The sequence below is a fragment of the Psychrosphaera algicola genome, from assembly GCF_028401425.1.
GTDB lineage: Bacteria > Pseudomonadota > Gammaproteobacteria > Enterobacterales > Alteromonadaceae > Psychrosphaera > Psychrosphaera algicola.
Window position 1 is genome coordinate 1,191,020 of record NZ_JAQOMS010000002.1, and the last position, 24,977, is coordinate 1,215,996.

The following is a 24,977-nucleotide window of genomic DNA, read 5'->3' on the forward strand; positions in this document are numbered from 1 at the left end:
TGCAGAGCGCTAAATACAAAAAGAGAGCCGAAGCTCTCTTTTTCTAAGATAAAAGCGTTGCTAAATATTATTCAGCTGCTGCTTCAGTCTTTTCGCCCGCTTCTTTCATGCTCAAACGAACACGACCTTGACGGTCAATTTCGAGAACTTTAACGGCAACTTCTTGGCCTTCTGATAATACGTCAGATACATTTTCAACACGATCTTGAGAGATTTGTGAAATGTGGACCAATCCATCTTTACTAGGTAGAACGTTAACAAACGCACCGAAGTCTACGATACGTGCAACTTTACCTTGATAAACACGGCCAACTTCTAGGTCAGTCGTTAGTTGCTTAACACGGTCGATAGCGGCTTGAGCGCTTACGCCGTCTGTTGCAGCAATTCTAACGGTTCCATCGTCGTCGATTTCAATTGTTGTACCCGTTTCTTCAGTAAGCGCACGGATAGTTGCACCACCTTTACCGATAACATCAGCGATTTTCTTAACTGGAACTTTAACAGTGTAGATACGAGGCGCAAACTCAGACATCTCTTCACGGTGTCCGCCGATTGCTTCGTCCATAACACCTAGAATATGGATACGTGCTGCTTTAGCTTGAACTAACGCTTTATCCATGATCTCACGAGTAATCCCTTCGATCTTGATGTCCATTTGTAGTGCTGTTATACCTTCAGTAGTACCAGCAACTTTAAAGTCCATGTCACCTAAGTGATCTTCATCACCAAGGATGTCAGACAATACAACAAAGTTGTTATCGTCTTTAACTAGACCCATCGCGATACCAGCAACAGACGCCTTAATTGGAACACCAGCATCCATAAGTGCTAAAGAAGAACCACATACAGAAGCCATTGAAGACGAGCCGTTAGATTCTGTAATTTCAGACACTAGACGAACTGTGTATGGGAATTCTGCTTGAGAAGGCATTACCGCTAAAACACCACGTTTCGCAAGACGGCCATGGCCAATTTCGCGACGCTTAGGAGAACCGATGAAACCAGTCTCACCAACACAATATGGAGGGAAGTTATAATGAAGCATGAACGGGTCACGTTTTTCGCCAAGTAACGAATCAATGATTTGTGAATCACGTTCAGTACCTAAAGTACACGTAACGATAGCTTGAGTTTCACCACGAGTGAACAAAGAAGAACCGTGTGTACGCGGTAAGATGCCAGTTTTAACATCTAGTGCACGGATCATATCTGGTTCACGACCGTCGATACGTTTTTCACCAGCTAAAATACGTGAACGAACAACGTCTTTCTCTAAGTCATGTACAAGTTCAGACACTTCTTTTTCGTTAACGCCTTCTTCACCAGCTTCTTCAACTAGTGTCGCAATTGTTGCTTTTTTCACTTCGCCAACGGCAGCGTAACGCTCCATTTTGTCAGCGATAGCGTATGCAGCTGTAATACCTTCAGATGCTAGTGCAGCAACTTTTTCTTTTAATTCTGTGTTTTCTGCTGGAGCAGACCAATCCCACGCAGGATTGCCAACTTCTGCAGCAAATTCGTTGATTGCAGAAACAACCACTTGCATTTGTTCATGACCATAAACAACTGCACCAAGCATGACTTCTTCAGATAAAACAGCTGCTTCAGATTCAACCATAAGTACTGCATTTTCAGTACCAGCAACAACTAAATCTAAGTCACTTACTTTTAGTTCAGTTTGAGAAGGGTTTAAAACATACTGGCCATCAATTACACCAACACGTGCAGCACCGATAGGGCCATTAAATGGGATACCAGAAATTGAGATTGCTGCAGACGCACCGATTAATGCAACGATGTCCGGGGCAATTTCAGGATTAACAGACATTACAGTACAAATGACTTGTACTTCATTTTTGAATGAAGCTGGGAACAATGGACGTAATGGACGGTCAATTAGGCGAGCAATTAACGTTTCTTCTTCTGCAGGACGACCTTCACGTTTGAAGAACCCACCAGGATTTTACCGCCAGCATAAGCTTTTTCTTGATAGTTAATTGTTAGTGGGAAAAAGTCTTGTCCAGGACTAGCTTCTTTTTACCAACAACTGAAATAAGTACAGCCGTATCACCGATGCTTGCCATAACAGCAGCACTTGCTTGACGTGCAATAACGCCCGTCTCAAGAGTGACCTCGTGTTGACCATACTGGAATTTCTTAATAATTGGAGTCACGTTTTTTTCCTTTCATTTTCATTTTTATTCAGCGTTTATCTTAGGGCGTCTTTATGACCACGATGTTGCACTATTACAAAAAGTGTATCCCCATACTGAATCATGTTTTCATTTAAATTCGCGCATATTATACGCCCGTATTTTAAGCTTGTCAGTAAATGAAATTAAATAATCTGTCTGAGCTTTTAACCCAAAATAACCGCAACAAAAATTGCTAATCAAACGAATTCATTATAGTTTTATAGTGCTGGGCGTTTTTCTAGATAGGGTATAAAAATGACTAAACGAATATTTATTTTGGGTGTTTCATCACTTGTTGCAATTTCGGCATATGCCGCGCAAGTTGAAACATCAAAATTAAAGCAATTGGCTGACATAAAAATCACCGCATACAACCATCAATTGCGCACTACACTGCAGTCAACTATCGACTTAGGAACATTAAAACGCAGCGTCAAAGGGTGTGAGTCAATTGCTCAAAATATGCTAGTTCAAAATGGCACCGGTGGTTGGGACTTGGAACGAACCAGTTTAAAGTTCCGTAATCCAGACAATAAACCGGACGCTTGGGAAGCTAATCAATTAAAGCAATTTCAAAAAGCATATGATAACGGCAAACCTATATCTCAGCTAAGTGTTGAACGCCTAACCAGCGTTGGACCAAAAAAAGTTGTTTATAAATATATGAAAGCTATTGAAGCAGAACCCGTTTGTCTAAATTGCCATGGCAGTAATATGTTAGATACGGTAAATGAAAATTTAGCACTCAATTATCCGAATGACAAAGCGATAGGCTATAAAGCGGGAGATTTAATGGGCGCCTTTGTACTTAAAAAGTCGTCAGCTCTAGATAATTTTATTTAGAAAAAACCAACCCGAAATTAAATTCGGGTTGAATACCTATCTATTTCCCTACATTAGAAGATTTCAGTTAGTGCGATACCAAAACCAATCTTTTGTTGCTTGTGATTGTAATCAATCAAGCTCTCACCATAGCCGCTAAAATATTGAACTAAACCGATCATCCGGCCAAATATTGGTTTCGTGAAGTTTATTTCAATAGCGCCATTCCCTGTTCGCCAATTTTTACGGATCATTACAGCAATTTTACGCGTGTCAGAAAACGCATAAGCCGCGTCAATCGTATAGTGCCCCATGTAATCTTCAATATCAGGGTTATCATCCCCAATGGGCGATAAAGGATCTTCTTTGTCCCCTTCCGGCAACCTGTACCAAGGTCTAAATGCAACAAAATGGTCGCCACGTTCATATAAAATACCAAATTTTATTCGATTCCAACTTCGCGACAACAACTGAGACTGACCGTTAGACTGATGTTCAATACCTAATTCAAATCCCATATTCCCACCAAATGGCTTAAATGGCAGTGGCGCTTGATAAAATATTTCTGGTTGATAGTTCGTTTCTCTAAACGGTCTTGATAGTTTTTCAGAATACAATTGCCACCAAGCTTGAATTGTCATACCAAAATAAAGCGAATCCCTAGGGACAAAAATATCAGAGGTAAATAATGGAACTTTTAAGCTGATTTGGTACTTAGCTTCATAGTTTTTCATATGATCTATATTAGTTCCGACTTCACTATAGGCTTCGGAATTAAAATTGTCTGAATAACTGACTGGCATTATGTAGCTATGTTTATGAGGTGTTATTACAAACGGGTTAAACTCTGTCGCTTTTTCATTAATGATCCGCATTGCGTATCGGCTCTAGGTTGTATACCTCTGCCCACGCTTTTGAACGGCAATAACGTTTCAATAATTTGGGCTCGATATAAGTCAAACCTGTATTTTCTATCGTGTCGATACACAATTTGGTTTTTGCTAAAACCTCTTTATCTCGTTCGGTGTATGTATCCGGTAATATATCAACCGCAACTTCAGCGACGATAGTCTGTGACATAAATATCAAAACTGAGTAAAAAAATATTCTAAACATTGAGACCTTTAATTTATGAGTAATGCCAGCAGTAAGATTAGTTTATTCCTACTGAAAAGTAGAAACTTATAGGCAATCAATAAACTTATACCTAAAAAACAGATACAAAAAAGGAGCATATATGCTCCTTTTCTAATCCAATGACTACTTCGCTTAGCGACGTAGGCCTAAACGTTGGATTAAGTCGTTGTAACGATCAAGCTTGCTACCTTTAAGGTAATCAAGAAGCTTACGACGTTGACTTACTTTACGTAAAAGTCCACGGCGTGAGTGATTGTCTTTTTGTGTGCTTTAAAGTGGTCTTGTAACTTGTTGATGTCAGCAGTTAACAATGCAACTTGAACTTCAACAGAACCAGAATCGTTTTCGCAAGTACCGAAATCCGCAAGGATTGCTGCTTTTTCTTCTACACTTAGTGACATAGTATTCTCCAAATTTTAATGATTGCCAGCCGATCACTAACTCAGCCAACAGGAACGCCCCTATAAAGAGGAGGCGCGAATTCTACTTGTTTTAGATATAAGGTCAAGAAAAAGACCAACAAATAAGCATATTTATCGCCAACAAAACACTATTTAACTGTGACAGCTAACATTAAGTCCGCTAAATCGAGGATCCGTGCAACAAAACCGTCTTTAAATTGCATAGCGCTTTTATCCCCAGCAACAAATTGTTGCTCCAATTTATCTATCACCTTGTGTAGTTTTTTTGGTGCATGCCAAAGTGTTTTTGCAAAGGATCTGTAACAAATCCTGTATATGAAGCGATAACCCCAAGTGCCACTGCAACTCCACCAGTACTCAACGCAATCATAGTTTTGGACGCACTTGCAGTGAATACCGAATAATAAAGTCCCCCTAGGGTATTACCTAAAACAAAACTAGAAACAGCCACATTATGAGCAATACCGGCTGCCAAAACACTGCCCAACCCCATCGCGCCAAAGTTAACCGATTTATTTGCTGCGTAACCAGCGGCTAGAGCAACAAAAGCCGATGACAACTCTGCCGCGGCTTTTCTACTGTCGACATAAACTAATAACTTTTCAGCTAAGGCTCTTTGCCCTGATTCGTTACCAACAAGATCAGCGAGTTGCATTAAACTTTGGTCAAAAAGAGCATTAAGCTTATCGTCCTCTAAGATCATTGCTAACATTCGGTTTTCAGTAAATTTACGAGGACCTTGTTCGTATGGTAATTCCAAAAGTTGAGTTTGAACGCGCCAAGCAACTTCTTGTTCTACATCCGTTTTAATTCCAGCCGGCAACTTAACTAAACGGTCACCGAGCCTATTGTTAGAAACTCTTTTGAGAATGCGACCGGTGCCTGAAAGTAAAAAATGGGGTGGTGTCCATAAAATATTCAGTGGCGTTTTTAACATATCCAAACCAAAAGCTTTTTTATTGAGTTCAAAAGCCGGTTTAATCGAAAAATTATTTTCAACAAATTGGTCGACAAGTTCGCGGCGCGATGAAAAATAACGTGACAGTCCTCTTTCAACAACGTCACTAACTAATTTGTTATTTTCGGCAGTTCTTACGTCCAATCTTTAAACCTATTGTATTTTGAATGACCCCATAATAAGAACTTCAAATACACCAATGCAATACAAAGTTTGTAACAAAATGGTACTTTTAGACATCCACTTAGTGTCCAAACATAAACGCCAGAGGCACATGTAGTCGAGATTGCCAAGAACGTTCTGTGTGGTCATGGCCGTCAAACAACAAGCTTTGCCATTGTTCTTTAGGGAATTGACGGGTTGTGAAAAGAGCGTCTATTTGTTGTTGATACTTGGGATATTTTACATCCAAGGTTTGATTTCCGTAATCAAAATACAATTTGTGGTCTTTTAGCTTAGATAGGTTTGAAGCAATATAGTTATAGAACTGTTTAAACGCGACGCCATTATCACTTTTAATCCAACCCAATGCGTCGACATACAAATAGCCCCTGCAAATTCGTCAGGGTATTGCATCAATCCGTACCAAGAGATCAAAGCTCCCATACTCGAACCAGCTAAATATCTATGTTTACCGCCGCGATTAACCGAAAATGTTGACTCAACATAAGGTATGACTTTGGTGACTAGAAATGCAAGGTACTCATCTGACGTAACGATAAAGGGCTTATTCTCAGGTAACGGTAGTCCCTTTATTAGCTCTGTTTTTTGCAGATTGTTCATCTGATTTAATGGTACTTTAGGAAAATATTCCGCTGCTCGTTGCAGTCCACCATTAGGTATTCCAACAACAATAAATGGCCTAACACGATGTTCAGCAATCAACTTACTAACCACTTCGTCTACTTGCCACTCTTGGTTATTCCAAGTCGCAGTCGCATCAAATAGCATATCGCCATCGTGCATATATAACACATCGTACGTTTTGTTAATGTCGTAGCCATCAGGGAGCCAAACATTGATAGTCCTTGGTGCGATTGCATCAAATGACATCACCTTATCTTGAATTAAAGTCCCACTACTGACGGTCATGGGTTTAGCGAATAAGCAACTGCTTAACAACAAAAGCATTAACGCTGAAAACCAAATAAATAAATTACGTTTCATAGTTTTTACTTATCCTTACTCAAACTTAAACGCGCCTGACAGCGGCATTAACAAACTTTACATTGTGAAGTTGCATAGTAATTTTTACGACACAACCACGTTTAAATCTACCGTAGATTAATATTTAAAACTATTGATTGGCCTACCGATATCATCAATAAAAGGCTGCTTTAACAGTGAATACGTATGTCTTGTATTAAATGCCGCGTATAAAAAAGCCACCTAAGTGACTTTTTAACATTACATTTGAGTAGACTCAGAGGTAAAAACGAAATATTTGAATTTACTGAGGTGCAACAACTAGTCGTTTCACTTTTACGACACCAGACTTGATGCTAACTACGCCATGGAATACGTTTGTGTCTTTTTCAAATATTTTTGTTTCTGCAACATCAGGCATATCAACCGCAACAGTTTGACCATATCGCAAAACTTCAATCTGGCGAGCAGTTAACATTGTTTCTGGTAATCCAATTAAAGCAGTTTCAAGGGGTAATAAATGACTATCAAGCGCAGTTGTATCAACAACACCTTCCTCGTCCATATTGTCATCCTTTAGCGCTTGAATTTGATCAACCGTTAACATTTTATCAGCTGGATAATTTGCCACTTTAATCCGACGCAGAGCTTTAACGTGGGCGCCACAACCTAACAGCTGCCCTAAGTCGTCAATCAAGGTTCGAATATAAGTGCCTTTTGAACAATGAACTTCAAAATCAGCTTCATCGCCGTCAAAACGCAATAATTCGAACTTAAATATAGTAATTGGGCGAGCTTCGCGTTCAACCGTTATTCCCTGTCGAGCGAGCTTGTACAGAGGCTGACCATTGTGCTTAAGCGCAGAAAACATGGTTGGGACTTGCTTGATGTCACCAGTTAAGGTTGCTTTGTGCTCAAGAATTTGTGATTCAGTAATGTTCACGTCAAACGTTTCAACCACCTCGCCTTCCGCATCACTGGTATCAGTACGCTCGCCAAATTTTGCAGTAACGATGTAGGCTTTGTCTGATTCCAGAAGATACTGAGAATACTTAGTTGCTTCACCAAGACAAACAGGCAACATACCCGTTGCTAACGGATCTAACGCGCCTGTATGACCTGCTTTTTCCGCACCATAAATTGCACGAACTCTTTGTAAAATATGGTTAGAAGACGACCCTTGGCTTTTATCAACTAAAACGATGCCATTGACCGGCCGTCCTTTTTTACGTCTTGCCATTTAGTCCTCGACTTGACTATCAGCAGGATTATCGCCACTTTTTGCGCGAAGAGTTTGGTCTTTAGATATTGCTTCAGATACCTTTTTAGACATCTCAATACCCGTAACTAAGCTATCGTCATAGATAAACTTGATTTCAGGTACGATACGTAAACGCATACGCTTACCGATTTCATTTCTGAAAAAGCCAGAAGCGTTATTTAAAACAACTTTGGTTTCTTCTATTTTTTCTTGGTTGTCGTCTTGACCTAACAAAGTAAAAAACACTTTTACATAAGCTAAGTCTCGAGTGACTTCAACAGATGAAACTGTTACCCAACCTACACGTGGATCTTTAAAATCACGTTGAAGGATCATTGCGATCTCTTGTTGCACTTGCTGTGCTACACGATCTGTTCTAGAAAAGTTTGTTTGCACTTTCCTCTCCAAATGGCTAAACCAAATAAATTAAAGACAAAAAAGGGGCATATAAGCCCCTTTATAAACAACATTTGACGGGGATTACAGCGTACGCTGAATCTCTACAACTTCGAATACTTCGATTTGGTCGCCAACTTTAACGTCGTTATAGTTCTTAACACCGATACCACATTCCATGCCGTTGCGAACTTCAGCCACGTCGTCTTTAAAGCGACGTAATGATTCTAGCTCACCTTCGTAAATTACGACATTTTCACGTAATACGCGGATTGGGTTGTTACGTTTAACGTTACCTTCAGTAACCATACAACCAGCAATAGCGCCAATTTTTGGTGACTTAAATACGTCACGAACTTCAGCAAGACCAATTATCTCTTGTCTGAATTCCGGCGCCAACATGCCAGACATCGCTTGTTTAACTTCGTCAATCAAATCATAGATTACGCTGTAATAACGTAAGTCAATGTTCTCTTGTTCCATTAAGCGACGTGCAGTTGCATCAGCACGAACGTTAAAACCAACAACAATTGCGTTTGAAGCTTGTGCTAAAGATGCATCAGTTTCAGTAAGACCACCAACACCAGACCCAACAATGTTCACTTTAACTTCATCGGTAGACAATTTAGCAAGAGACTCGCTAATTGCTTGCAATGAACCTTGAACGTCGGTTTTAAGTACGATGTTAAGTTCAGAAACGTCGCCTTCTTCCATGTTAGCAAACATGTTTTCAAGCTTAGCTTTCTGTTGTCTAGCTAATTTCACTTCACGATGTTTACCGTGACGAGAGTTAGCAACTTCACGAGCTTTACGCTCATCTTTAACAACAGTCGCTTCATCACCGGCTTCAGGAACACCTGAAAGACCTAAAATTTCAACTGGGATAGACGGACCGGCAACATTAATTTCTTTACCGTTTTCATCTTTCATCGCTTTTACGCGGCCATATTCAAAGCCACATAATACAATGTCACCGCGTTTCAATTCACCTTCTTGAACAAGTACGGTAGCAACAGGGCCACGACCTTTATCAAGACGAGATTCGATTACAACACCGTGAGCAGCACCATGATCAACCGCAGTTAATTCTAATACTTCAGCGATTAAGCTAATTGCTTCAAGAAGCTCATCAACGCCTTCACCTGTTTTAGCCGAAACGTGGATAAACTGAGTATCACCGCCCCATGCTTCAGGGATAACGTCTAGTGCAGCAAGTTCGTTTTTAACACGATCTGGGTCCGCAGCTTCTTTATCGATTTTGTTTACCGCAATAATCAGTGGTACACCTGCCGCTTTAGCATGTTGTACCGCTTCTTTAGTTTGTGGCATAACTCCATCATCTGCAGCTACTGCAATGATAACAATGTCCGTTGCCTTCGCACCACGAGCACGCATTGACGTAAATGCCGCGTGACCAGGAGTATCAAGGAACGTAATCATACCGTTTGGCGTATCAACGTGGTACGCACCAATGTGCTGAGTAATACCACCCGCTTCGCCGTCAGCAATATTTGCTTTACGGATATAATCTAGAAGAGACGTTTTACCGTGGTCAACGTGGCCCATTACAGTAACAACCGGAGCACGACTTGTTGCATCGCCTTCACCTGTATTACGGTCAGTTAATACGCTTTCTTCTAGTTCATTTTCTTTAACTAGAACGTATTTGTGGCCCATTTCTTCAACAACTAATGTTGCAGTTTCTTGGTCCAACACCTTAGTTAATGGTAACCATTTCGCCCATTTTCATCATAGTCTTAACGACTTCAGCGCCTTTAGCCGACATACGTGAAGCAAGTTCTGCTACCGTAATGGTTTCACTAAGTTTAACAACTTGTTCAACCGGTGCTGCAGGTTTTTGGAAAGCATGCTGATTTTCAGACGCTTTCTTACGACGACGGCCAGTTAATTGCTGCGCGTCATCTTTACCACTGCGTTTAGATTTACGACGTGCTTTTTCTCTTCGTTTTTATCTTGGTCATCTTCTGCAAGCTGAGCGTAAATAGATGAGTGAACGTGAAGATCTTCTTCAGATTCATGCTCTAACTTATATTTACGTTTCTCTTCTTCTTCTGCCCAAGTTTTTTCGTTCTTTTCAGCAAGTTTACGTGCTTCTTCAGTTAGCTTTTCAGCTTCTGCTTCTGCTTTTTTATTGCTTCTTGTTCTAATGCTTCACGTATACGTTTCGCTTCTGCTGATTCGTTAGGATCAACTGGCTTAGCCGCTTTTGCCGCTTGTGCTTCCGCTTTACGTTTTGCTTCTAATTCACGCTTTGCTTTTGCTTCAGCATCTTTAAGCGCTTTATGTTCTGCGTCTTTAAGTGCTTTTTGTTCAGCTTCTACGCGTGCTTTTTCTGCTGCTTCAGCACGTGACTTCTCTTCCGCTTCTGCAATTGCCGCAAGTTCTGTTTCGCTGCGTTTAACAAACGTACGTTTCTTGCGAACTTCAACTGTTACGTCTTTAGCTTTTCCAGAGCCACTGTTTACACTCAACGTACTTTTTGTCTTACGTTGCAATGTCATTTTTTAGGTTCAGCACCTTCGCCACCATGAGACTTGCTCAAGTGGTCAAGTAACCGTTTCTTTTCATCTTCGGTAATCATATCACCGGTATTTTTGCTGATGCCTGCATCTGCAAATTGCGTTACCAGCTTGTCAACCGGAGTTCCCACGTCTTGGGCTAGTTTTTCTAAACTAACATCTGTCATATTTAATTTAACCTCCGTTGAACCTTAAACTTCGTCACTGAACCATTGAATATTACGGGCAGCCATGATTAATTCACCGGCTTTTTCCTCGGTCAATTCTTCCACGTCTGCAAGGTCATCAACACCTTGTTCAGCAAGATCTTCAAGGTTACAAATACCTTTACTCGCTAATACATATGCTAAATGACGATCGACACCTTCAAGATTTAATAACTCTTCAGTGGGTTCTGCGTTTTCTAACGACTCTTCATTTGCTAAAGCCTGTGTCGTCAATGTTGCTTTAGCTCGACTTCGTAGTTCCTCTACAATGTCTTCATCTAATCCGTCAACTTCCAATAATTCAGAAACTGGCACATAAGCTACTTCTTCTAGTGAAGAAAATCCTTCTTCAACTAACATAGTGGCAAAATCTTCATCGATTTCTAACCCAGTCATAAATAACGTGACTGTTTTACTATTTTCAGCCTGATGTTTTTCAGCCATGTCGGCTTCTGACATCACGTTTAATTCCCAACCAGTTAATTGGCTAGCTAATCTAACGTTTTGACCGTTACGGCCAATTGCCATTGCTAAATTGTCAGCAGCAACTGCAATATCCATAGACTTGCTGTCTTCATCTACGATGATAGACGCTACTTCTGCTGGTGCCATCGCATTGATAACAAACTGCGCAGGATTGCCATCGTATAATACGATATCAACACGCTCACCATTTAATTCACCGGATACTGCTTGAACACGAGCACCACGCATACCAACACACGCACCAACTGGGTCAATACGACGGTCATTTGACTTAACAGCGATTTTGGCTCTTGAACTAGGATCACGTGCTGCAGCGATAATGTCTAACATTTCTTCGCCGATTTCCGGAACTTCAATGCGGAATAATTCAATCAGCATTTCAGATTTAGTACGACTCACAAACAATTGTGGCCCACGAACTTCAGGTCTTACAGCATATAAATATGCTCTAACACGGTCGCCCGGACGGAATGTTTCACGTTGGATCATGTCTTCGCGAAACAATACAGCTTCAGCATTGTTACCTAAATCAAGGATAACATTGTCACGATTCATTTTTTAACGATACCAGTGATTAATTCACCAACTTGGCCAATATACGCTTCTGCGATTTGGCCACGTTCCGCTTCACGAACTTTTTGGACGATGACTTGCTTCGCCATTTGAGTCGTAATACGGTCAAATTTAATTGAATCGATTTGATCTTCTACGAAATCACCTAATTGTAACTCAGGTTCGTCGTATTGCGCAGCAGAAAGACTCATTTCTGCACTTGGGTTTTCCATTACATGGTCGTCAGGTACTACTAACCAACGACGATATGTGTCGTACTCACCAGTTTCTTGGTCGATATGTACTCGAACTTCGATATCTAACTCATATTTCTTTTAGTTGCAGCCGCTAGAGCAAACTCCAGTGCCTCAAAGATTTTTTCACGAGGTACCGCTTTTTCGTTCGATACTGCTTCCGCTACTAGTAATAGTTCTTTTGCCATTATTACTTCGCTCCTTTAATTATCAGTCGAACTTCGCGACCAAGTTTGCTTTTGCGACATTATCAATAAATAGGGTAAATATTTGGTTATCGATTTCAATATTAAGCATATCTTCTTCAACGCTAACCAATTTGCCTTTAAAGTTACGACGCCCATCTTGTGGCACATTAAGTCGTACATTTACAGTTTCATCTACAACCAAAGCAAAATGCTCAATGGTAAATAAAGGTCTATCCATGCCTATGGTGATGACACTTCTAAGGCGTATTCAGTTGCAATAGGATCTTCAACATCCAAAATTGCGCCTACCTGATTTGATACATCTGCACAGTTATCAACTGTAATACCATTTTCATGGTCAATATAAATACGCAATGTTGAGTGATTACCCGCTCGAACGAATTCAACACCAAGTAAATCAAAACCCAGCGCAGTTACCGAAGATCTCATCATTTCAGTTAAACGTAATTCTAAACTAGTCAAATCTTTTTCCCATAACATAAGTACAAAAAAGGGCCTAAAGCCCTGTTGCATATGCCCCAGTTACATAATGTGGGCATACAAAACATACTGTAAAAACTAAAATGCCTCGACATTGCGAGGCATCAGCTTCTGAACTCAATCATCTCGTAATAGTTTACTTAATGACCAAGTTACGAAATCAACCTAAGTTAATTTCAAAAACTTGCACTATCAGTGTTGAAAATTTTATTCAAAAATCCAAAACCCAGCGCTATGCATTCGAATTGGTTGCGGGAGCCGGATTTGAACCGACGACCTTCGGGTTATGAGCCCGACGAGCTACCAGGCTGCTCCATCCCGCGTCCGAATGCTTCTCAAAGAGAAGGTGCCTACAATATTTTAATTCGACTGTAACGAATTTCCCAGAACCAATTAATTGGTTGCGGGAGCCACTCTCTATAAAAAGAATGAACCGACGACCTTCGGGTTATGAGCCCGACGAGCTACCAGGCTGCTCCATCCCGCGTCCGAATGCTTCTCAAAAGAGAAGGTGCCTACAATATTTTAATTCGACTGTAACGAATTTCCCAGAACCAATTAATTGGTTGCGGGAGCCACTCTCTATAAATAAAGAATGAACCGACGACCTTCGGGTTATGAGCCCGACGAGCTACCAGGCTGCTCCATCCCGCGTCCGAATGCTTCTCAAAGAGAAGGTGCCTACAATATTTTAATTCGACTGTAACGAATTTCCCAGAACCAATTAATTGGTTGCGGGAGCCACTCTCTATAAAAAGAATGAACCGACGACCTTCGCGCTCTTCATATTAGCTGAGCCCGACGAGCTACCAGGCTGCTCCATCCCGCGTCCGAATGCTTCTCAAAAGAGAAGGTGCCTACAATATTTTAATTCGACTGTAACGAATTTCCCAGAACCAATTAATTGGTTGCGGGAGCCACTCTCTATAAATAACTCTATAAATAAAGAATGCATTAGTTCTATTCAAATGGTGGGGAATTGTTTATTAAACTGAGTCGTTTAATCAATCACTTTACATAAGTGCTAATCTAACTAGCTGAAAGCGAATCGAAATTCTAATCCAACCACGTTGAACGTTTACTAACTAAAACCAAAGACAAGAATTGCCTCGATTTGTTGCGGGAATTATACTTGCTCTACAGCCACATTCAAGTGAAACCTGAGATTTCTTTTGTAGGCTAGCAGTAAACCTAATTTTACGTTATCTTTGAATGTAGCGTATTCATCTGTATCAACTGAATTATGGTAAACAAATCAATGTCTTTATTACGTTCTTTAACTGTGTTCTCGGTATCTTTTTTGTTACTTCTAGGGTGTGCAACCAAAAAGGTTGAGCACGTACCTTAGCTTTGAGATAGTTTATCATGACGCCAACAATTCCAACGCCCAAAACGTCCTTAAACTCGTCTACTTTAATCGATACTCTTCCGATGCTCGCTTCTCAACGAGCGATTGGCAAACAAGTATTAACGAAAATAACACCGGTGATTATTTTTCAGAACAGGCCGGGATCCGTTCATCTGCAATTTCCAAACAATTAAGAACAAACGTTAATTTGGACACTACCCGTCCGTTTGATCAACCAAATATTATAAGTTGGGTAGAAGTCCCCTCATTGGCAGAATATGGTTCTAACAGTTATAGAGAAACAGTTTATGAAAATACAACGGAATACATTCTGTCTTCACTTAATGCCGACATCGAATCAGATTTCGACAGTACAAATGCATCGGCTAGTGTTGAATTTGGTGGACAGCTCTGTGTAGATGTTCAATCGAGATTACACACGAATAAAATTAGAGATGGCGAGTGGATAGGTTCCGGACAAGATGTCACCTGTTTTATCAATTTTAAACATGAGCTTATTCGCCCTGTTTTAAAAGAAGATTGGGTTCCGGCTGGTGTTACAATAAAACTAAGGTAAAACTTACGTTATCGTTAGAACTCGATTAGCTAATTTCGAAGCCTACCTTTATAGTAAAATGCTAACTAACAGTTACACATTTTTTCCGTCTAAACGTACCACCCACAAACGTGGTCGAAGCATCACAACGGGAAAAAGTACACCATTTATGGTTAATAACGAAGACATCTATCTGTTCGTAAAACCTTACGAAAAGCTCGAAGCTAAGATTAAGGCAATCGATTGGGTAACTGGCAATAAACTCCCTTAAGTCGTTATCATAGCAATATTCAATGAATATAAGGCGACACAATGACTATTCTAACTGCTGCAGAATCTCTTGCCGACCTAGTCGGCAACACTGCTCTTTTAAAATTACAATCACTTAGCCAACTGACTCAGTGTGAAATTTTTGTTAAATGTGAATTTCAGAATCCCGGCGGTTCAGTAAAAGACCGCGCCGCATTACAAATGGTATTAGAAGCAGAACAAAGCGGTAAATTAAAGCCTGGAATGACAATAGTTGAAGGTACGGCGGGTAATACCGGTATTGGCCTCGCGGTTGTTGCAAAATCACGTGGCTATAATTTGAAAGTTGTGATGCCAAAAGGCTAAGGCGAAAGAAAAGGAACAATTAATCGAATTACACGGTGCAGAACTCGTGCTCGTCGATGCCGTACCTTTTGCCAACGAAAATCATTTCTACCACACCGCCCGTCGTATTGCTGAACAAAACCCAGATTACTGGTGGGCAGATCAATTCGAAAACACAGCAAATTCCAACGCCCACTTTTTAACGACCGGCCCTGAAATATTTCAACAAACAGATGGGCAACTAGATTGTTTTGTTTCTGTCGCTGGAACAGGCGGGACATTGGGTGGTATTTCTAAATATTTGAAGCAAAAAGATCCTAATACCAAAATAGTCAGTGTTGATCCTGACGGCTCTGGTATTTTAAATTTTCTAATGAATGGCAAGCATCAAGCGACAGCGGGTTCGTCATTCACAGAAGGCATTGGCATCATGCGTTTAGTTAACAACTTTAAGCAAGGTAAAATAGATTACGGTTTAAATTTACCTGACAGCGATATAGTTACTGTTGCGAATTACGTCAGAAAACAGGATGCATTAGTATTAGGCAGTAGCAGTGCATTAAACGTTACAGCAGCATTATATTGCGCAGTTCAAACTGGCCCCTTAAACGGTGGAAAACCACAGAAAATTGTGACAATTGCTTGTGATGCAGGTGAACGTTCAGTGTCTAAACTTTATAATGAAGCGTTTTTGGCAAGTAAAAACATTCAGTCCGATGCCCAATCCATTGAGCATCTAATTGAACGCTATAAAACCGAGATTAATCGATTACAACACGTTGAATTTAATCTTTAATTTTTTCGGTAAACCTTAACATTTGTGTAACCGTGTTCGTGTAATAACAAGGCTTGAAGTCGACTCATTACACCACGGTCACAATAAAGGTAATACGGCTTAGTTTGATCCAAATCCCCAAATTGCGTTGCCAGTTTAAAAAATGGCATCGTAATTGTTTCAATATCATCCAACGCTAACGGCATTTCATCGGTTTCATCTGGGCTGCGGATATCTAACACAATTGCGCCATCGGGTAATTCAGTAACTTGTTCAACTTCCTGAACTTCCTCGGCCGCTTGTTTTTCTATATCACGGATATCAATAACATTGGCTGCTGAAACAACCTTATCAATAAGTGATAAATCAAAATTAGATTCAGCTTCAATTATTTCTGACAAAACGGCACGCGTAGTTGGTTTTTTCGAAATGACACCACAATATTCAGGCATAGCAGCGGCAAAATCGTGGGTACCAATAATACGTGAAGTATCGATAATTTCCGCTTTATCCAAATGAATTAATGGACGCAAGATCAGTGTTTCTGTAACTCGGTCAATAACGCTTAGGTTTGTCAACGTTTGGCTCGACACTTGACCCAATGACTCACCTGTAACCAATGCTTTGATATTGAGTTTGGCGGCGACTTGAGACGCGGCACGCATCATCATTCGTTTTAAAACAACGCCCATTAAACCATTGTCTATTTTCGACAAAATTTCTTCGACTACCGGTTCAAAGTCAACCGCAACAAATTTGGTTTTATGTGAACTGCTATAACGTTTCCAAATTTCGTAAGACACTTGTTTAACGCCAATTTCATGCTCTTTACCGCCAAGATTAAAAAGCAGAAGTGCGTTCTCGCTCCACGACGCATCATATGATAGGTAGCAACACCAGAGTCAAATCCACCAGATATTAATGACAACACATCTTCCTGGGTTGGGAGTGGCATGCCGCCTAAACCTTTATGATTCGCTTTAATGATCTGCAACTTGTCCTGACGCAACTCTAATCGAATTGTAAGTTCTGGCTTTTTAAGCTTGACGCTTGCTGACTCAACAGCTTGGTTTAAACCGCCACCGATGTAACGTTCTAAATCACCAGACGTAAAATCATGTTTGCCTGACCGTTTAACTCGCACGCAAAACTTTTTGTCCTCTAGGAATGGGACCCAGTATTTAGCGACGTCATTGAAGGCGGTATCGAAGTCAACAAAGTCAACTTCAACAATTTGATTATATTGGTCTACACTATGAATTCGTGAAATAGCATCAATAATCTCCGCTTCCATCTCTTCTGAAATACCAATCGCTTCTACAAGAAGGTCACTCCAACGAGCAACAACATGTGCCGACGGATAAATACGTTTTACAATAATACGTAAGTTCGACTCTAATAACTTACTAAACCGTTTACGTACCGAACGACTCTTAATGTTTATTTCTGGGTGGTATTTTACGATTAATCTCATGACACTTAACACACTGGCATTGACGACAAGCGATACTGACACCAAAACAATTGGGTTAGCTCATACTGGTCTTTTAAAATAGCGCGGGATTATATAACGAAGGCCAAAACCATGCCATAGGTTTATTTTTTAGTCATTTATACAAAGCAATAATAAATACTGTACTAGGCTCACAAAAAACCAGACACCATTAATGAAATCTCATTAACCACATCTGGTCTTTTATATTGTTACCATTTTTAACTTAAAGGTAACTCGTAATTTTTAAATAAAGCCTAAAGCTCTGTGACGTTTATCCCTTCAGACTCTTTTGCCTTGCCCTGCGTAATTGCAATCTCAACTCGACGGTTTTTGCGACGATTCGACGTTGAATTATTCGGGACTAAAGGTCGAGTATCTGCATGCCCCATGACCGTAATTCGGTTTTTATCAAAGTATGGCGCATTTATCATTTCGGTCGCAACGGCGACCGCTCGGGTAGAAGATAAATCCCAATTGTTGTTAAACAGCTCGTTGGTCACATTAATATCATCAGTATGACCAGATACCGTTATATCGCCAGGTATGTCGTTAAGTAGTGTCGCAACTTTTTGAATGATAGGCTTAAACTGATCTTGTAAATACGCCGATCCAGATGGAAACGCCCCATTCTCTCTTATCCGAATAATGATCTGCTGACCTAAAGATTCAAGTTCTACTGCTCCATCGATGATTTCTTTTTGCATTTGTTCTGCAATTTTTTTCATCATTTCATTTACTTGTTCTTGCTCGGCCGTGGCGGTTGCTTCAGTTTCCGATTCTGCTTCTGCGGTTGCGGAACTCATGCCACCACGCATTTCTGCGGTTTGTTCCTGCCGGCCACCTGCTGATTCATCTTCGCCTTCTTCAAACTCTAGTACTTGCTGAGTCATCTCTATGGTTTGCTGCTGCAATATTTCAATAGGTGTTGGTTCTGGTCTTCCTAGGCGAAACTCTTGCGCTATCACCGAGGTACCTTTGGGTATATCTTTAACTTCAAGTTTATTTTGCACACCAAATGCAAACTTCATTGAGCCTGCAATTTGCTTAAATTTTAAAACATCCATTTCGGCAAATGACAAAAGCAATACAAAGAAACACATCAGCAACGACATTAAGTCTGCAAAAGTCCCCATCCAAGCGGGAGTCCCTCTGGGGGACATTTTGGACATTCATCCATCGGAATTATTCCTCAGTGTTTACTTCGCGCTTAGAAGCCGCTAGATAGTTACGAAGCACGCCTTCAATTACTTTCGGGTTTTGACCATCTTGAATGCCTAATACCCCATCCATAATCAAACTTTGATTGAGCTTTTCTTCACCCGTTCTTAAATTCAGTTTAAATGACATAGGTAACGCTATAACGTTGGCCAAAAATGCACCGTATAACGTTGTTAATAGGGCAACAGCCATCGCAGGACCGATTGACTTTGGGTCATCCATGTTTGACAACATAGCAACCAAACCAACAAGTGTACCTATCATCCCCATCGCTGGAGCAATATCTCCCAAGGTTTTAAACATACCGGCACCGAGTTCGTGACGTTCTGTGGTAAGTGAAATATCTTTTGATAACGTTGCTCGAACCACTTCACCATCGTGGCCGTCAACTAATAAGTCTACGCCTTTTTGCAAAAATGCGTTGTTTATTTCCGCTTCTTCTAACGCTAAAAAACCGCCTTTACGTGCTGAATCTGCAAGTTCGACAATTTTTTCAATTAATTCTTCTGGCGTTTCAATTTTAAACGAAAACGCCTTACCCGCGATTTTACCCGCCGTGAGGAACTGAGCTAACGTATAATTAGACAACAAGACGAATGTCGACCCACCAAATACAATCGCTATTGACGGTACGTCAATAAACATATGGAGTCCGCCGCCCAAAATCATGGCCAATACGATAAACCCAATCGCACCAATCATGCCTACAATACTAGCTAAATCCACAACTCACTCCCATCTCACAATTTGCTTCTACATTGATAACTATCGACAAATATCCCAACAACTTAAATAGTTTCTAACTAAGTGTCTATTGTTTGTTCGCCCTCGCCTAATAATAAATGATTATAATTGAATATGCAGTGCCAATACGGTAACTTATTTGGCTAATTTTCAATGTGACCCAAAGCTATTTATGACTAAGCCTACTGCCCCTCAATTTGAACAAGCTATCGCTGAACTCGAATCCATCGTTAATCAACTAGAATCTGGCGATTTGGAGCTTGAGCAGTCGTTGAAATTATTTGAACGCGGCATTGAATTGACGCGCATAAGCCAATCAAAATTGCAGGAAGCTGAACAAAAAGTACAGATCCTAATGGAAAAACAAGGCGATCTTCAATTGCAACCTTTCCAAACTGAACCGGCTGGTAACTCTAACTGATGAGCAATTCAGAACAATCAGTCGAAAAACCGAACGTGAAAAATGCTCAACAGGTTTCCGACAACAATGCGGCTATGAACAATGTTGGGTTTGCCGAACAAATAACGGTTTATAAATCTCAAATTGAAAATTATTTAGAGCAACATCTTGCCACTGCAAACATTGATGAGCCAACATTAAAAGCGGCAATGCATTATTCACTATTATTAGGTGGTAAACGTTTAAGACCATTTTTAGTTTATGCCACAGGTGAAATATTTAATGCAGACCCAAATTCATTAAACGTTGTCGCAGCCGCATTAGAGTCAATCCACAGTTACAGTTTAATACATGATGACTTGCCGGCCATGGACGATGATGATCTGCGTCGCGGCCAACTGACTTGCCACAAAAATACAATGACGCGGTCGCTATTTTAGCTGGCGATACCTTACAGACCTTTGCATTTCAAATGTTAAGCGGCCCCGAACTTAGTAGCGTAACGCCAGAACGCCAGCTGCAACTCATCCATCTAATTTCACAAGCCAGTATCGATATGTGTGCAGGCCAATCAATTGATTTGATTGAGACTGATGCAAACACAGATTTGTTACCAGAAATTAAACTGACAAATCTCCAACATATGCATAAGCTAAAAACCGGCGCATTAATAAAAGCATCTGTCTTAGCAGGCGCGTTATGTGGCAAGGTTTCTGAACAAGAACTCAATTATTTAGAACAATATGCCGATGCAATTGGCCTCGCTTTTCAAGTTTGGGATGACGTATTAGATATAGTTTCAGATACCGAAACCTTAGGTAAACCGCAGGGTTCAGACCTAGAAGCAAACAAAAGCACTTACCCTGCGTTGTTAGGTTTAGAGCAAGCAAAATTGAAGGCTAAAAATTTAGTTGACGAAGCAGTTCAAGCTTTACAACAATTGCCGTACAATACGTCGGTTTTACAACAATTAGCCCTTTATATCATTGAGCGAGATCACTAAGTTCTTTTATGACAGTAAATATTGCCGATTTTCCACATTTACAGAAAGCCTTGCTGCCAACTGACCTTCGCAAATTGCCTCAGGAAGCACTTAAATCTGTATCAAAAGAGCTAAGAGAGTACTTACTAAATTCAGTAAGTAAGAGTTCTGGCCACTTCGCATCAGGTCTAGGAACTGTAGAACTTACTGTTGCCTTGCATTATGTGTATAACACACCGTACGACCGTATCATTTGGGATGTTGGCCACCAGGCTTATCCCCATAAAATCATTACCGGTCGAGCGGATCAGATTCATACTATTCGTCAAAAAGATGGATTGCACCCGTTTCCTTGGCGTGAAGAAAGCGAATACGATACGTTAAGTGTTGGTCACTCATCTACATCCATTAGTGCGGCATTGGGAATGGCAATTTCAGCGCAGTCTGCGCACAAAGCCGAACCTGAAAACAAAATTCGTAAAGTATGTGCCGTTATTGGTGATGGCGCGATGACCGCTGGTATGGCGTTTGAAGCGATGAATCATGCCGGTGACATTAAGCCCGATATGTTAGTGGTATTAAACGATAACGACATGTCTATCTCTGAAAATGTCGGAGCCCTAAATACCCACATGGCAAAACTACTGTCGGGTAACTTATATACGACGTTTAGAGAAAGCGGTAAAAAGTTATTAAGTGGTATTCCACCAATTAAAGAACTCGCCAGCCGAGCAGAAGAGCATCTAAAAGGTATGGTCGTTCCAAGTACCATATTTGAAGAACTCGGATTTAACTATATTGGTCCAATTGATGGCCATGATATAGATGCGTTAGTCGATACCTTACGTAATATGCGTGACCTAACTGGCCCGCAGTTTTTACATATTGTCACTAAAAAGGTAAAGGGTATGAACCGGCTGAACAAGATCCAATCAAATACCACGCAGTACCTAAATTTGATCCTAATACCACTTCGCTACCAGCGTCAAAGTAACATCACCTACATACTCTCAAGTATTTGGTGACTGGTTGTGCGACATGGCTGCCGTTGATAACAAATTAATGGCAATCACTCCTGCAATGCGCGAAGGCTCTGGTATGGTGCGTTTTTCAAAAGCATTTCCAGAACAGTATTTTGATGTCGCAATCGCAGAACAACATGCAGTAACGTTGGCGGCGGGCATGGCCTGTGAAGGCTTTAACCCAGTTGTGGCAATTTATTCTAGCTTTTTACAACGTGGTTACGACCAGTTAATCCACGATGTTGCCATAATGGAACTGCCGGTTTTATTTGCCATCGACAGAGCCGGTATAGTTGGTGCCGACGGTCCAACGCACCAAGGCTCATTTGATCTGAGTTTTATGCGTTGTATTCCTAATCTCGTTATTATGTGTCCAAGTTCAGAAAACGAATGTCGACAGATGTTGTATACCGGCCATAAGCTAAATCAACCTGCAGCCGTGCGTTATCCAAGGGGCGGTGGTTCTGGTAACCCAATCGAGTCAATAATGACTGCCATTGAAATTGGTAAAGCGGTAACGGTTTCTGAACTCCACGACGCTAATATCGCAATTTTAAACTTTGGTGTTTTTATTGAAGAAACCAAAATAGCTGCAGAGAATACCAACGCCTCTGTATACGACATGCGTTTTGTGAAACCGCTTGATACCGGGCTGTTAGATAAACTCGCGGCGTCGGGTAAAACCATCATTACCGTTGAAGATAATGCAATTGCTGGCGGCGCAGGGTCTGCCGTTAACGAATATATTCTTAACAACGGATATGCGTGTCGTATTTTAAATATTGGTTTGCCTGATCAATTTATCAAACACGGAACTCAGCAAGAAATCTATCAAGAGTTGCAACTAGATGCTGATGGAATTACCAAACAAATCAACCAATTTATTGCGATCGCAAAATAAATTAGCTGGCCTCAAACACAATTAGATAGCTTAAAGCTGCCCATTTATTAAAATGGGCAGTACATTCCTAAAAACAGAACTGCTACTCAAATTATTTTTTTGTTTCCAGTGAACTAATTCAACTCTCTTCTAAGTATTTGATTATAAATAAATAGGTCTATTACTCTAAAAGTTCAAAAATTTATTTTTTATTTTTTTCGATTTTTGTGAACCAAAGTCACTAAACCCCTCAAACTCTGCGCTTAGTTAAAGCAGACAAAAATCAAATAAACTTAAAATTATCATGTGGTTAGCTTGAGGGTAGCGCGCACCCAAAAGACCCAGATCGAAATAGGACTTATAATGAAATACGAATTTATTTTATCTAAACTTAGACCGTTTAGCCTGATTGTCGCCGCGATGTCGACACTTGCCATTACCGCGTGCAGTAGTGAGGATGAAGACACAGGCAGTGGTTATTTGATGATTTACAACGCCTCAAAAAATGCCCCCGACATCGAACTCGAAATAGAACAAGATGGCACCACCAGCTATTACACAGGTATTGCCTATAGCGAAGTTGCAGGTGCATTTTCATTAGATAGTGGCACTTACAATATTGACCTAAACATCAATACGACAAACAGTTTAGAAGAGCTAATATACTAGGGCGATACATCGATTTCTGATGAAGACGTTAATTTAATCGTTGTTGTTGGTGACATTAGTGCCCCGGAAATCATAAATTATTCGTTTGAATATGAAGACCCAGAAACAGAAGATGAACAATTTACCATTCGATTTTTAAATTTAAATGAAAGCAATGAAGACCTAAATGTATACTTATCGCTAAGTAGCCAAGCGTTCAGTGACGCTGTTCCGGCAAGTGCGCTAAGTTTCACCGAATTAAGCGAAAGCCAATATTTCGATGTAGACAACTACAAACTCTACATTGCAGATATAGATGGAAACCTTGTATTTGAGTCTGATGAAATACCGTTTTTGTACACTAATCAGCAACTCATTGTCATAAAAGAAAACCCCGGTTCGACAAGTTCACCATTTACAATTGACCGAATCACCAGTTCTGGCGGCGTGACAACGTACAACAGCATCAATTCAAGCACTGAATTACGAGTCTTTAATGCAATGGATAACAACGAGTTATTAACCTCGTATAATGGCTCATTAGATTTCCATATTGGTGGCATCACTGATAGCCCATTAATCGCTGACCTAAATCGCAGTGCATACAGTGACGTTAAAACCTTAGATTATGGGGATTATCGTATGGACATCACAGATCCAAATTCAACGGTCAAATTATCAAATAGCCAGATCTTGTCATTACCAACAAACAGTGACAAAACCGTATTCTTTTATTTGACTGAGGTTGAAGAAGCTGACGATGGTGATGACGACACCGTAGAAGAAACAGAGTTATATGTAAACTCTCTAATCGCGAGCAATAACGCCGTCGAAGGGTACTACCATCACGAAATCCAAGTAGTTAACTTTATTGAAGATTTCAGCAGTGTTACTGTTTATTTTGTGCCTAAAAACTCAACTATTTCAACGACAGAACACAAAGCAATTAATACTCGAGCCATTGCAACTAAACAATCGCTTCCAAACGACGAATATGACGTATTTGTCATCGCCAAAGAAGGCGCTAGTGAAGTGTTATTAGCCAATACATCGTTTGAACTCACCTCAGATTCTAAAAATCAGTTTTTGGTAATCGAGCAGGAAGATAAAGACATTGATAACTATATCGTCACTATGTTTAACCAAAACTAATCGATAATTAATAACGTAAACTCATTATATTTGCTGAATAGGATCGCGTTCTATTCAGCAAATATCGCTAAAACTTACCTTTAATACATATGAAATTAA

General features: G+C 40.4%; 18 protein-coding genes, 4 tRNA genes and 9 pseudogenes. 10 read left to right on the forward strand and 21 right to left on the reverse strand.

All coding sequences use genetic code 11. The annotated features are described in order from the left end of the window. Nucleotides 1–67 precede the first annotated feature (67 nt). Nucleotides 68–2,174: pseudogene (gene pnp, locus PN838_RS06390) on the reverse strand (polyribonucleotide nucleotidyltransferase). Between the two features lie 276 nt (nt 2,175–2,450). Here pnp and PN838_RS06395 point away from each other — a divergent pair. Continuing rightward, on the forward strand, nt 2,451–3,038 hold the full coding sequence (locus PN838_RS06395) for a Tll0287-like domain-containing protein (protein ID WP_272180069.1): 588 nt from the start codon (nt 2,451–2,453) through the stop codon (nt 3,036–3,038). A gap of 53 nt (nt 3,039–3,091) precedes the next feature. Here the strand turns inward: PN838_RS06395 and PN838_RS06400 are convergent, their stop codons facing one another. The 16 genes and pseudogenes from PN838_RS06400 to PN838_RS06475 form a co-directional block, all read right to left on the reverse strand. Then, nucleotides 3,092–3,892, reverse strand: a complete 801-nt coding sequence (locus PN838_RS06400) for a phospholipase A (RefSeq protein ID WP_272180070.1) — start codon at nt 3,890–3,892, stop codon at nt 3,092–3,094. After that, nucleotides 3,879–4,097 (reverse strand): hypothetical protein, encoded by a 219-nt coding sequence (locus PN838_RS06405; RefSeq protein WP_272180071.1) that lies wholly within the window; start codon nt 4,095–4,097, stop codon nt 3,879–3,881. The genes PN838_RS06400 and PN838_RS06405 overlap by 14 nt, the downstream gene beginning before the upstream one ends. A 189-nt stretch (nt 4,098–4,286) precedes the next feature. Further along, nucleotides 4,287–4,555: pseudogene (gene rpsO, locus PN838_RS06410) on the reverse strand (30S ribosomal protein S15). 149 nt (nt 4,556–4,704) lie between these two features. After that, entirely contained in the window at nt 4,705–4,827 is a 123-nt protein-coding gene (locus tag PN838_RS06415; protein ID WP_272180072.1) for a hypothetical protein, read from the reverse strand. Next, the gene (locus PN838_RS06420) at nt 4,824–5,678 is read right to left on the reverse strand and encodes a DUF6635 family protein (protein ID WP_272180073.1); all 855 of its coding nucleotides are present in this window, start codon (nt 5,676–5,678) and stop codon (nt 4,824–4,826) included. Before PN838_RS06420 ends, PN838_RS06415 begins: the two co-directional genes overlap by 4 nt. A 100-nt stretch (nt 5,679–5,778) precedes the next feature. After that, nucleotides 5,779–5,946, reverse strand: a complete 168-nt coding sequence (locus PN838_RS06425) for a hypothetical protein (protein WP_272180074.1) — start codon at nt 5,944–5,946, stop codon at nt 5,779–5,781. A gap of 38 nt (nt 5,947–5,984) precedes the next feature. Next, nucleotides 5,985–6,701, reverse strand: a complete 717-nt coding sequence (locus tag PN838_RS06430; protein ID WP_272180075.1) for an alpha/beta hydrolase — start codon at nt 6,699–6,701, stop codon at nt 5,985–5,987. Nucleotides 6,702–6,984: 283 nt separating this feature from the next. Then, a complete protein-coding gene (gene truB, locus PN838_RS06435; RefSeq protein ID WP_215962684.1) occupies nt 6,985–7,920 on the reverse strand; it encodes a tRNA pseudouridine(55) synthase TruB in 936 nt (311 codons plus the stop codon). Further along, nucleotides 7,921–8,337: a 30S ribosome-binding factor RbfA gene (gene rbfA, locus PN838_RS06440; RefSeq protein ID WP_215962683.1), complete on the reverse strand. Its 417-nt coding sequence runs from the start codon at nt 8,335–8,337 to the stop codon at nt 7,921–7,923. Nucleotides 8,338–8,421: 84 nt separating this feature from the next. After that, nucleotides 8,422–11,044, reverse strand: a pseudogene (gene infB / locus PN838_RS06445) (translation initiation factor IF-2). 24 nt (nt 11,045–11,068) lie between these two features. Continuing rightward, nucleotides 11,069–12,563: pseudogene (gene nusA, locus PN838_RS06450) on the reverse strand (transcription termination factor NusA). A 22-nt stretch (nt 12,564–12,585) separates the two neighbouring features. After that, a pseudogene (gene rimP, locus PN838_RS06455) lies at nt 12,586–13,046 on the reverse strand (ribosome maturation factor RimP). A gap of 264 nt (nt 13,047–13,310) precedes the next feature. Then, nucleotides 13,311–13,387 (reverse strand) — tRNA-Met (locus PN838_RS06460). Nucleotides 13,388–13,462: 75 nt separating this feature from the next. Next, nucleotides 13,463–13,551, reverse strand: a tRNA-Met gene (locus PN838_RS06465). A 76-nt stretch (nt 13,552–13,627) separates the two neighbouring features. Continuing rightward, nucleotides 13,628–13,718, reverse strand: a tRNA-Met gene (locus PN838_RS06470). Between the two features lie 75 nt (nt 13,719–13,793). Then, nucleotides 13,794–13,893 (reverse strand) — tRNA-OTHER (locus tag PN838_RS06475). A gap of 502 nt (nt 13,894–14,395) precedes the next feature. On the opposite strand from PN838_RS06475, the gene PN838_RS06480 reads away from it, so the two are divergent. Genes PN838_RS06480 through PN838_RS06490 form a run of 4 tightly spaced genes read left to right on the forward strand, consistent with a single transcriptional unit; the run spans nt 14,396 to nt 16,358 of the window. After that, nucleotides 14,396–14,989, forward strand: coding sequence for a hypothetical protein (locus tag PN838_RS06480; protein ID WP_272180076.1), 594 nt, complete (start codon nt 14,396–14,398; stop codon nt 14,987–14,989). Nucleotides 14,990–15,047: 58 nt separating this feature from the next. After that, nucleotides 15,048–15,239, forward strand: coding sequence for a hypothetical protein (locus PN838_RS06485; RefSeq protein WP_272180077.1), 192 nt, complete (start codon nt 15,048–15,050; stop codon nt 15,237–15,239). A 41-nt stretch (nt 15,240–15,280) separates the two neighbouring features. After that, nucleotides 15,281–15,583, forward strand: coding sequence for a pyridoxal-phosphate dependent enzyme (locus PN838_RS26120; RefSeq protein ID WP_334313296.1), 303 nt, complete (start codon nt 15,281–15,283; stop codon nt 15,581–15,583). A gap of 46 nt (nt 15,584–15,629) precedes the next feature. After that, a complete protein-coding gene (locus tag PN838_RS06490; RefSeq protein WP_334313297.1) occupies nt 15,630–16,358 on the forward strand; it encodes a pyridoxal-phosphate dependent enzyme in 729 nt (242 codons plus the stop codon). Here the strand turns inward: PN838_RS06490 and thiI (PN838_RS27075) are convergent. The 4 genes and pseudogenes from thiI (PN838_RS27075) to pomA form a co-directional block, all read right to left on the reverse strand. Next, entirely contained in the window at nt 16,355–16,738 is a 384-nt protein-coding gene (gene thiI, locus PN838_RS27075; RefSeq protein WP_370661093.1) for a thiazole biosynthesis protein, read from the reverse strand. The genes PN838_RS06490 and thiI (PN838_RS27075) overlap by 4 nt on opposite strands. A gap of 21 nt (nt 16,739–16,759) precedes the next feature. After that, a pseudogene (gene thiI, locus PN838_RS06495) lies at nt 16,760–17,811 on the reverse strand (tRNA uracil 4-sulfurtransferase ThiI); the annotation flags it as partial. Between the two features lie 275 nt (nt 17,812–18,086). After that, a pseudogene (locus PN838_RS06500) lies at nt 18,087–19,015 on the reverse strand (flagellar motor protein MotB). Next, entirely contained in the window at nt 19,015–19,776 is a 762-nt protein-coding gene (gene pomA, locus PN838_RS06505; protein WP_215963606.1) for a flagellar motor protein PomA, read from the reverse strand. The pseudogene PN838_RS06500 and the gene pomA overlap by 1 nt, the downstream one beginning before the upstream one ends. A gap of 190 nt (nt 19,777–19,966) precedes the next feature. On the opposite strand from pomA, the gene PN838_RS06510 reads away from it, so the two are divergent. The 5 genes and pseudogenes from PN838_RS06510 (at nt 19,967) to PN838_RS06530 (ending at nt 24,878) form a co-directional block, all read left to right on the forward strand. Continuing rightward, nucleotides 19,967–20,215, forward strand: a complete 249-nt coding sequence (locus PN838_RS06510) for an exodeoxyribonuclease VII small subunit (protein ID WP_272180079.1) — start codon at nt 19,967–19,969, stop codon at nt 20,213–20,215. 74 nt (nt 20,216–20,289) lie between these two features. Continuing rightward, a pseudogene (gene ispA, locus PN838_RS06515) lies at nt 20,290–21,197 on the forward strand ((2E,6E)-farnesyl diphosphate synthase). A gap of 8 nt (nt 21,198–21,205) precedes the next feature. Continuing rightward, nucleotides 21,206–23,099, forward strand: a pseudogene (gene dxs, locus PN838_RS06520) (1-deoxy-D-xylulose-5-phosphate synthase). A 342-nt stretch (nt 23,100–23,441) separates the two neighbouring features. Further along, nucleotides 23,442–23,747, forward strand: coding sequence for a hypothetical protein (locus tag PN838_RS06525; protein ID WP_272180080.1), 306 nt, complete (start codon nt 23,442–23,444; stop codon nt 23,745–23,747). Nucleotides 23,748–24,080: 333 nt separating this feature from the next. Continuing rightward, nucleotides 24,081–24,878, forward strand: a complete 798-nt coding sequence (locus PN838_RS06530) for a hypothetical protein (RefSeq protein WP_272180081.1) — start codon at nt 24,081–24,083, stop codon at nt 24,876–24,878. Nucleotides 24,879–24,977 lie beyond the last annotated feature (99 nt).

What these genes read in the sequence shown, in the direction of transcription:
- PN838_RS26120 (WP_334313296.1), top strand. Translation starts at nt 15,281, where the DNA reads ATGACTATTCTAACTGCTGCAGAATCTCTTGCCGACCTAGTCGGCAAC.
- PN838_RS06405 (WP_272180071.1), bottom strand. Translation starts at nt 4,097, where the DNA reads ATGTCACAGACTATCGTCGCTGAAGTTGCGGTTGATATATTACCGGAT.
- PN838_RS06400 (WP_272180070.1), bottom strand. Translation starts at nt 3,892, where the DNA reads ATGCGGATCATTAATGAAAAAGCGACAGAGTTTAACCCGTTTGTAATA.
- PN838_RS06485 (WP_272180077.1), top strand. Translation starts at nt 15,048, where the DNA reads ATGCTAACTAACAGTTACACATTTTTTCCGTCTAAACGTACCACCCAC.
- PN838_RS06430 (WP_272180075.1), bottom strand. Translation starts at nt 6,701, where the DNA reads ATGAAACGTAATTTATTTATTTGGTTTTCAGCGTTAATGCTTTTGTTG.
- truB (WP_215962684.1), bottom strand. Translation starts at nt 7,920, where the DNA reads ATGGCAAGACGTAAAAAAGGACGGCCGGTCAATGGCATCGTTTTAGTT.
- PN838_RS06510 (WP_272180079.1), top strand. Translation starts at nt 19,967, where the DNA reads ATGACTAAGCCTACTGCCCCTCAATTTGAACAAGCTATCGCTGAACTC.
- PN838_RS06525 (WP_272180080.1), top strand. Translation starts at nt 23,442, where the DNA reads ATGAAATACGAATTTATTTTATCTAAACTTAGACCGTTTAGCCTGATT.
- PN838_RS06395 (WP_272180069.1), top strand. Translation starts at nt 2,451, where the DNA reads ATGACTAAACGAATATTTATTTTGGGTGTTTCATCACTTGTTGCAATT.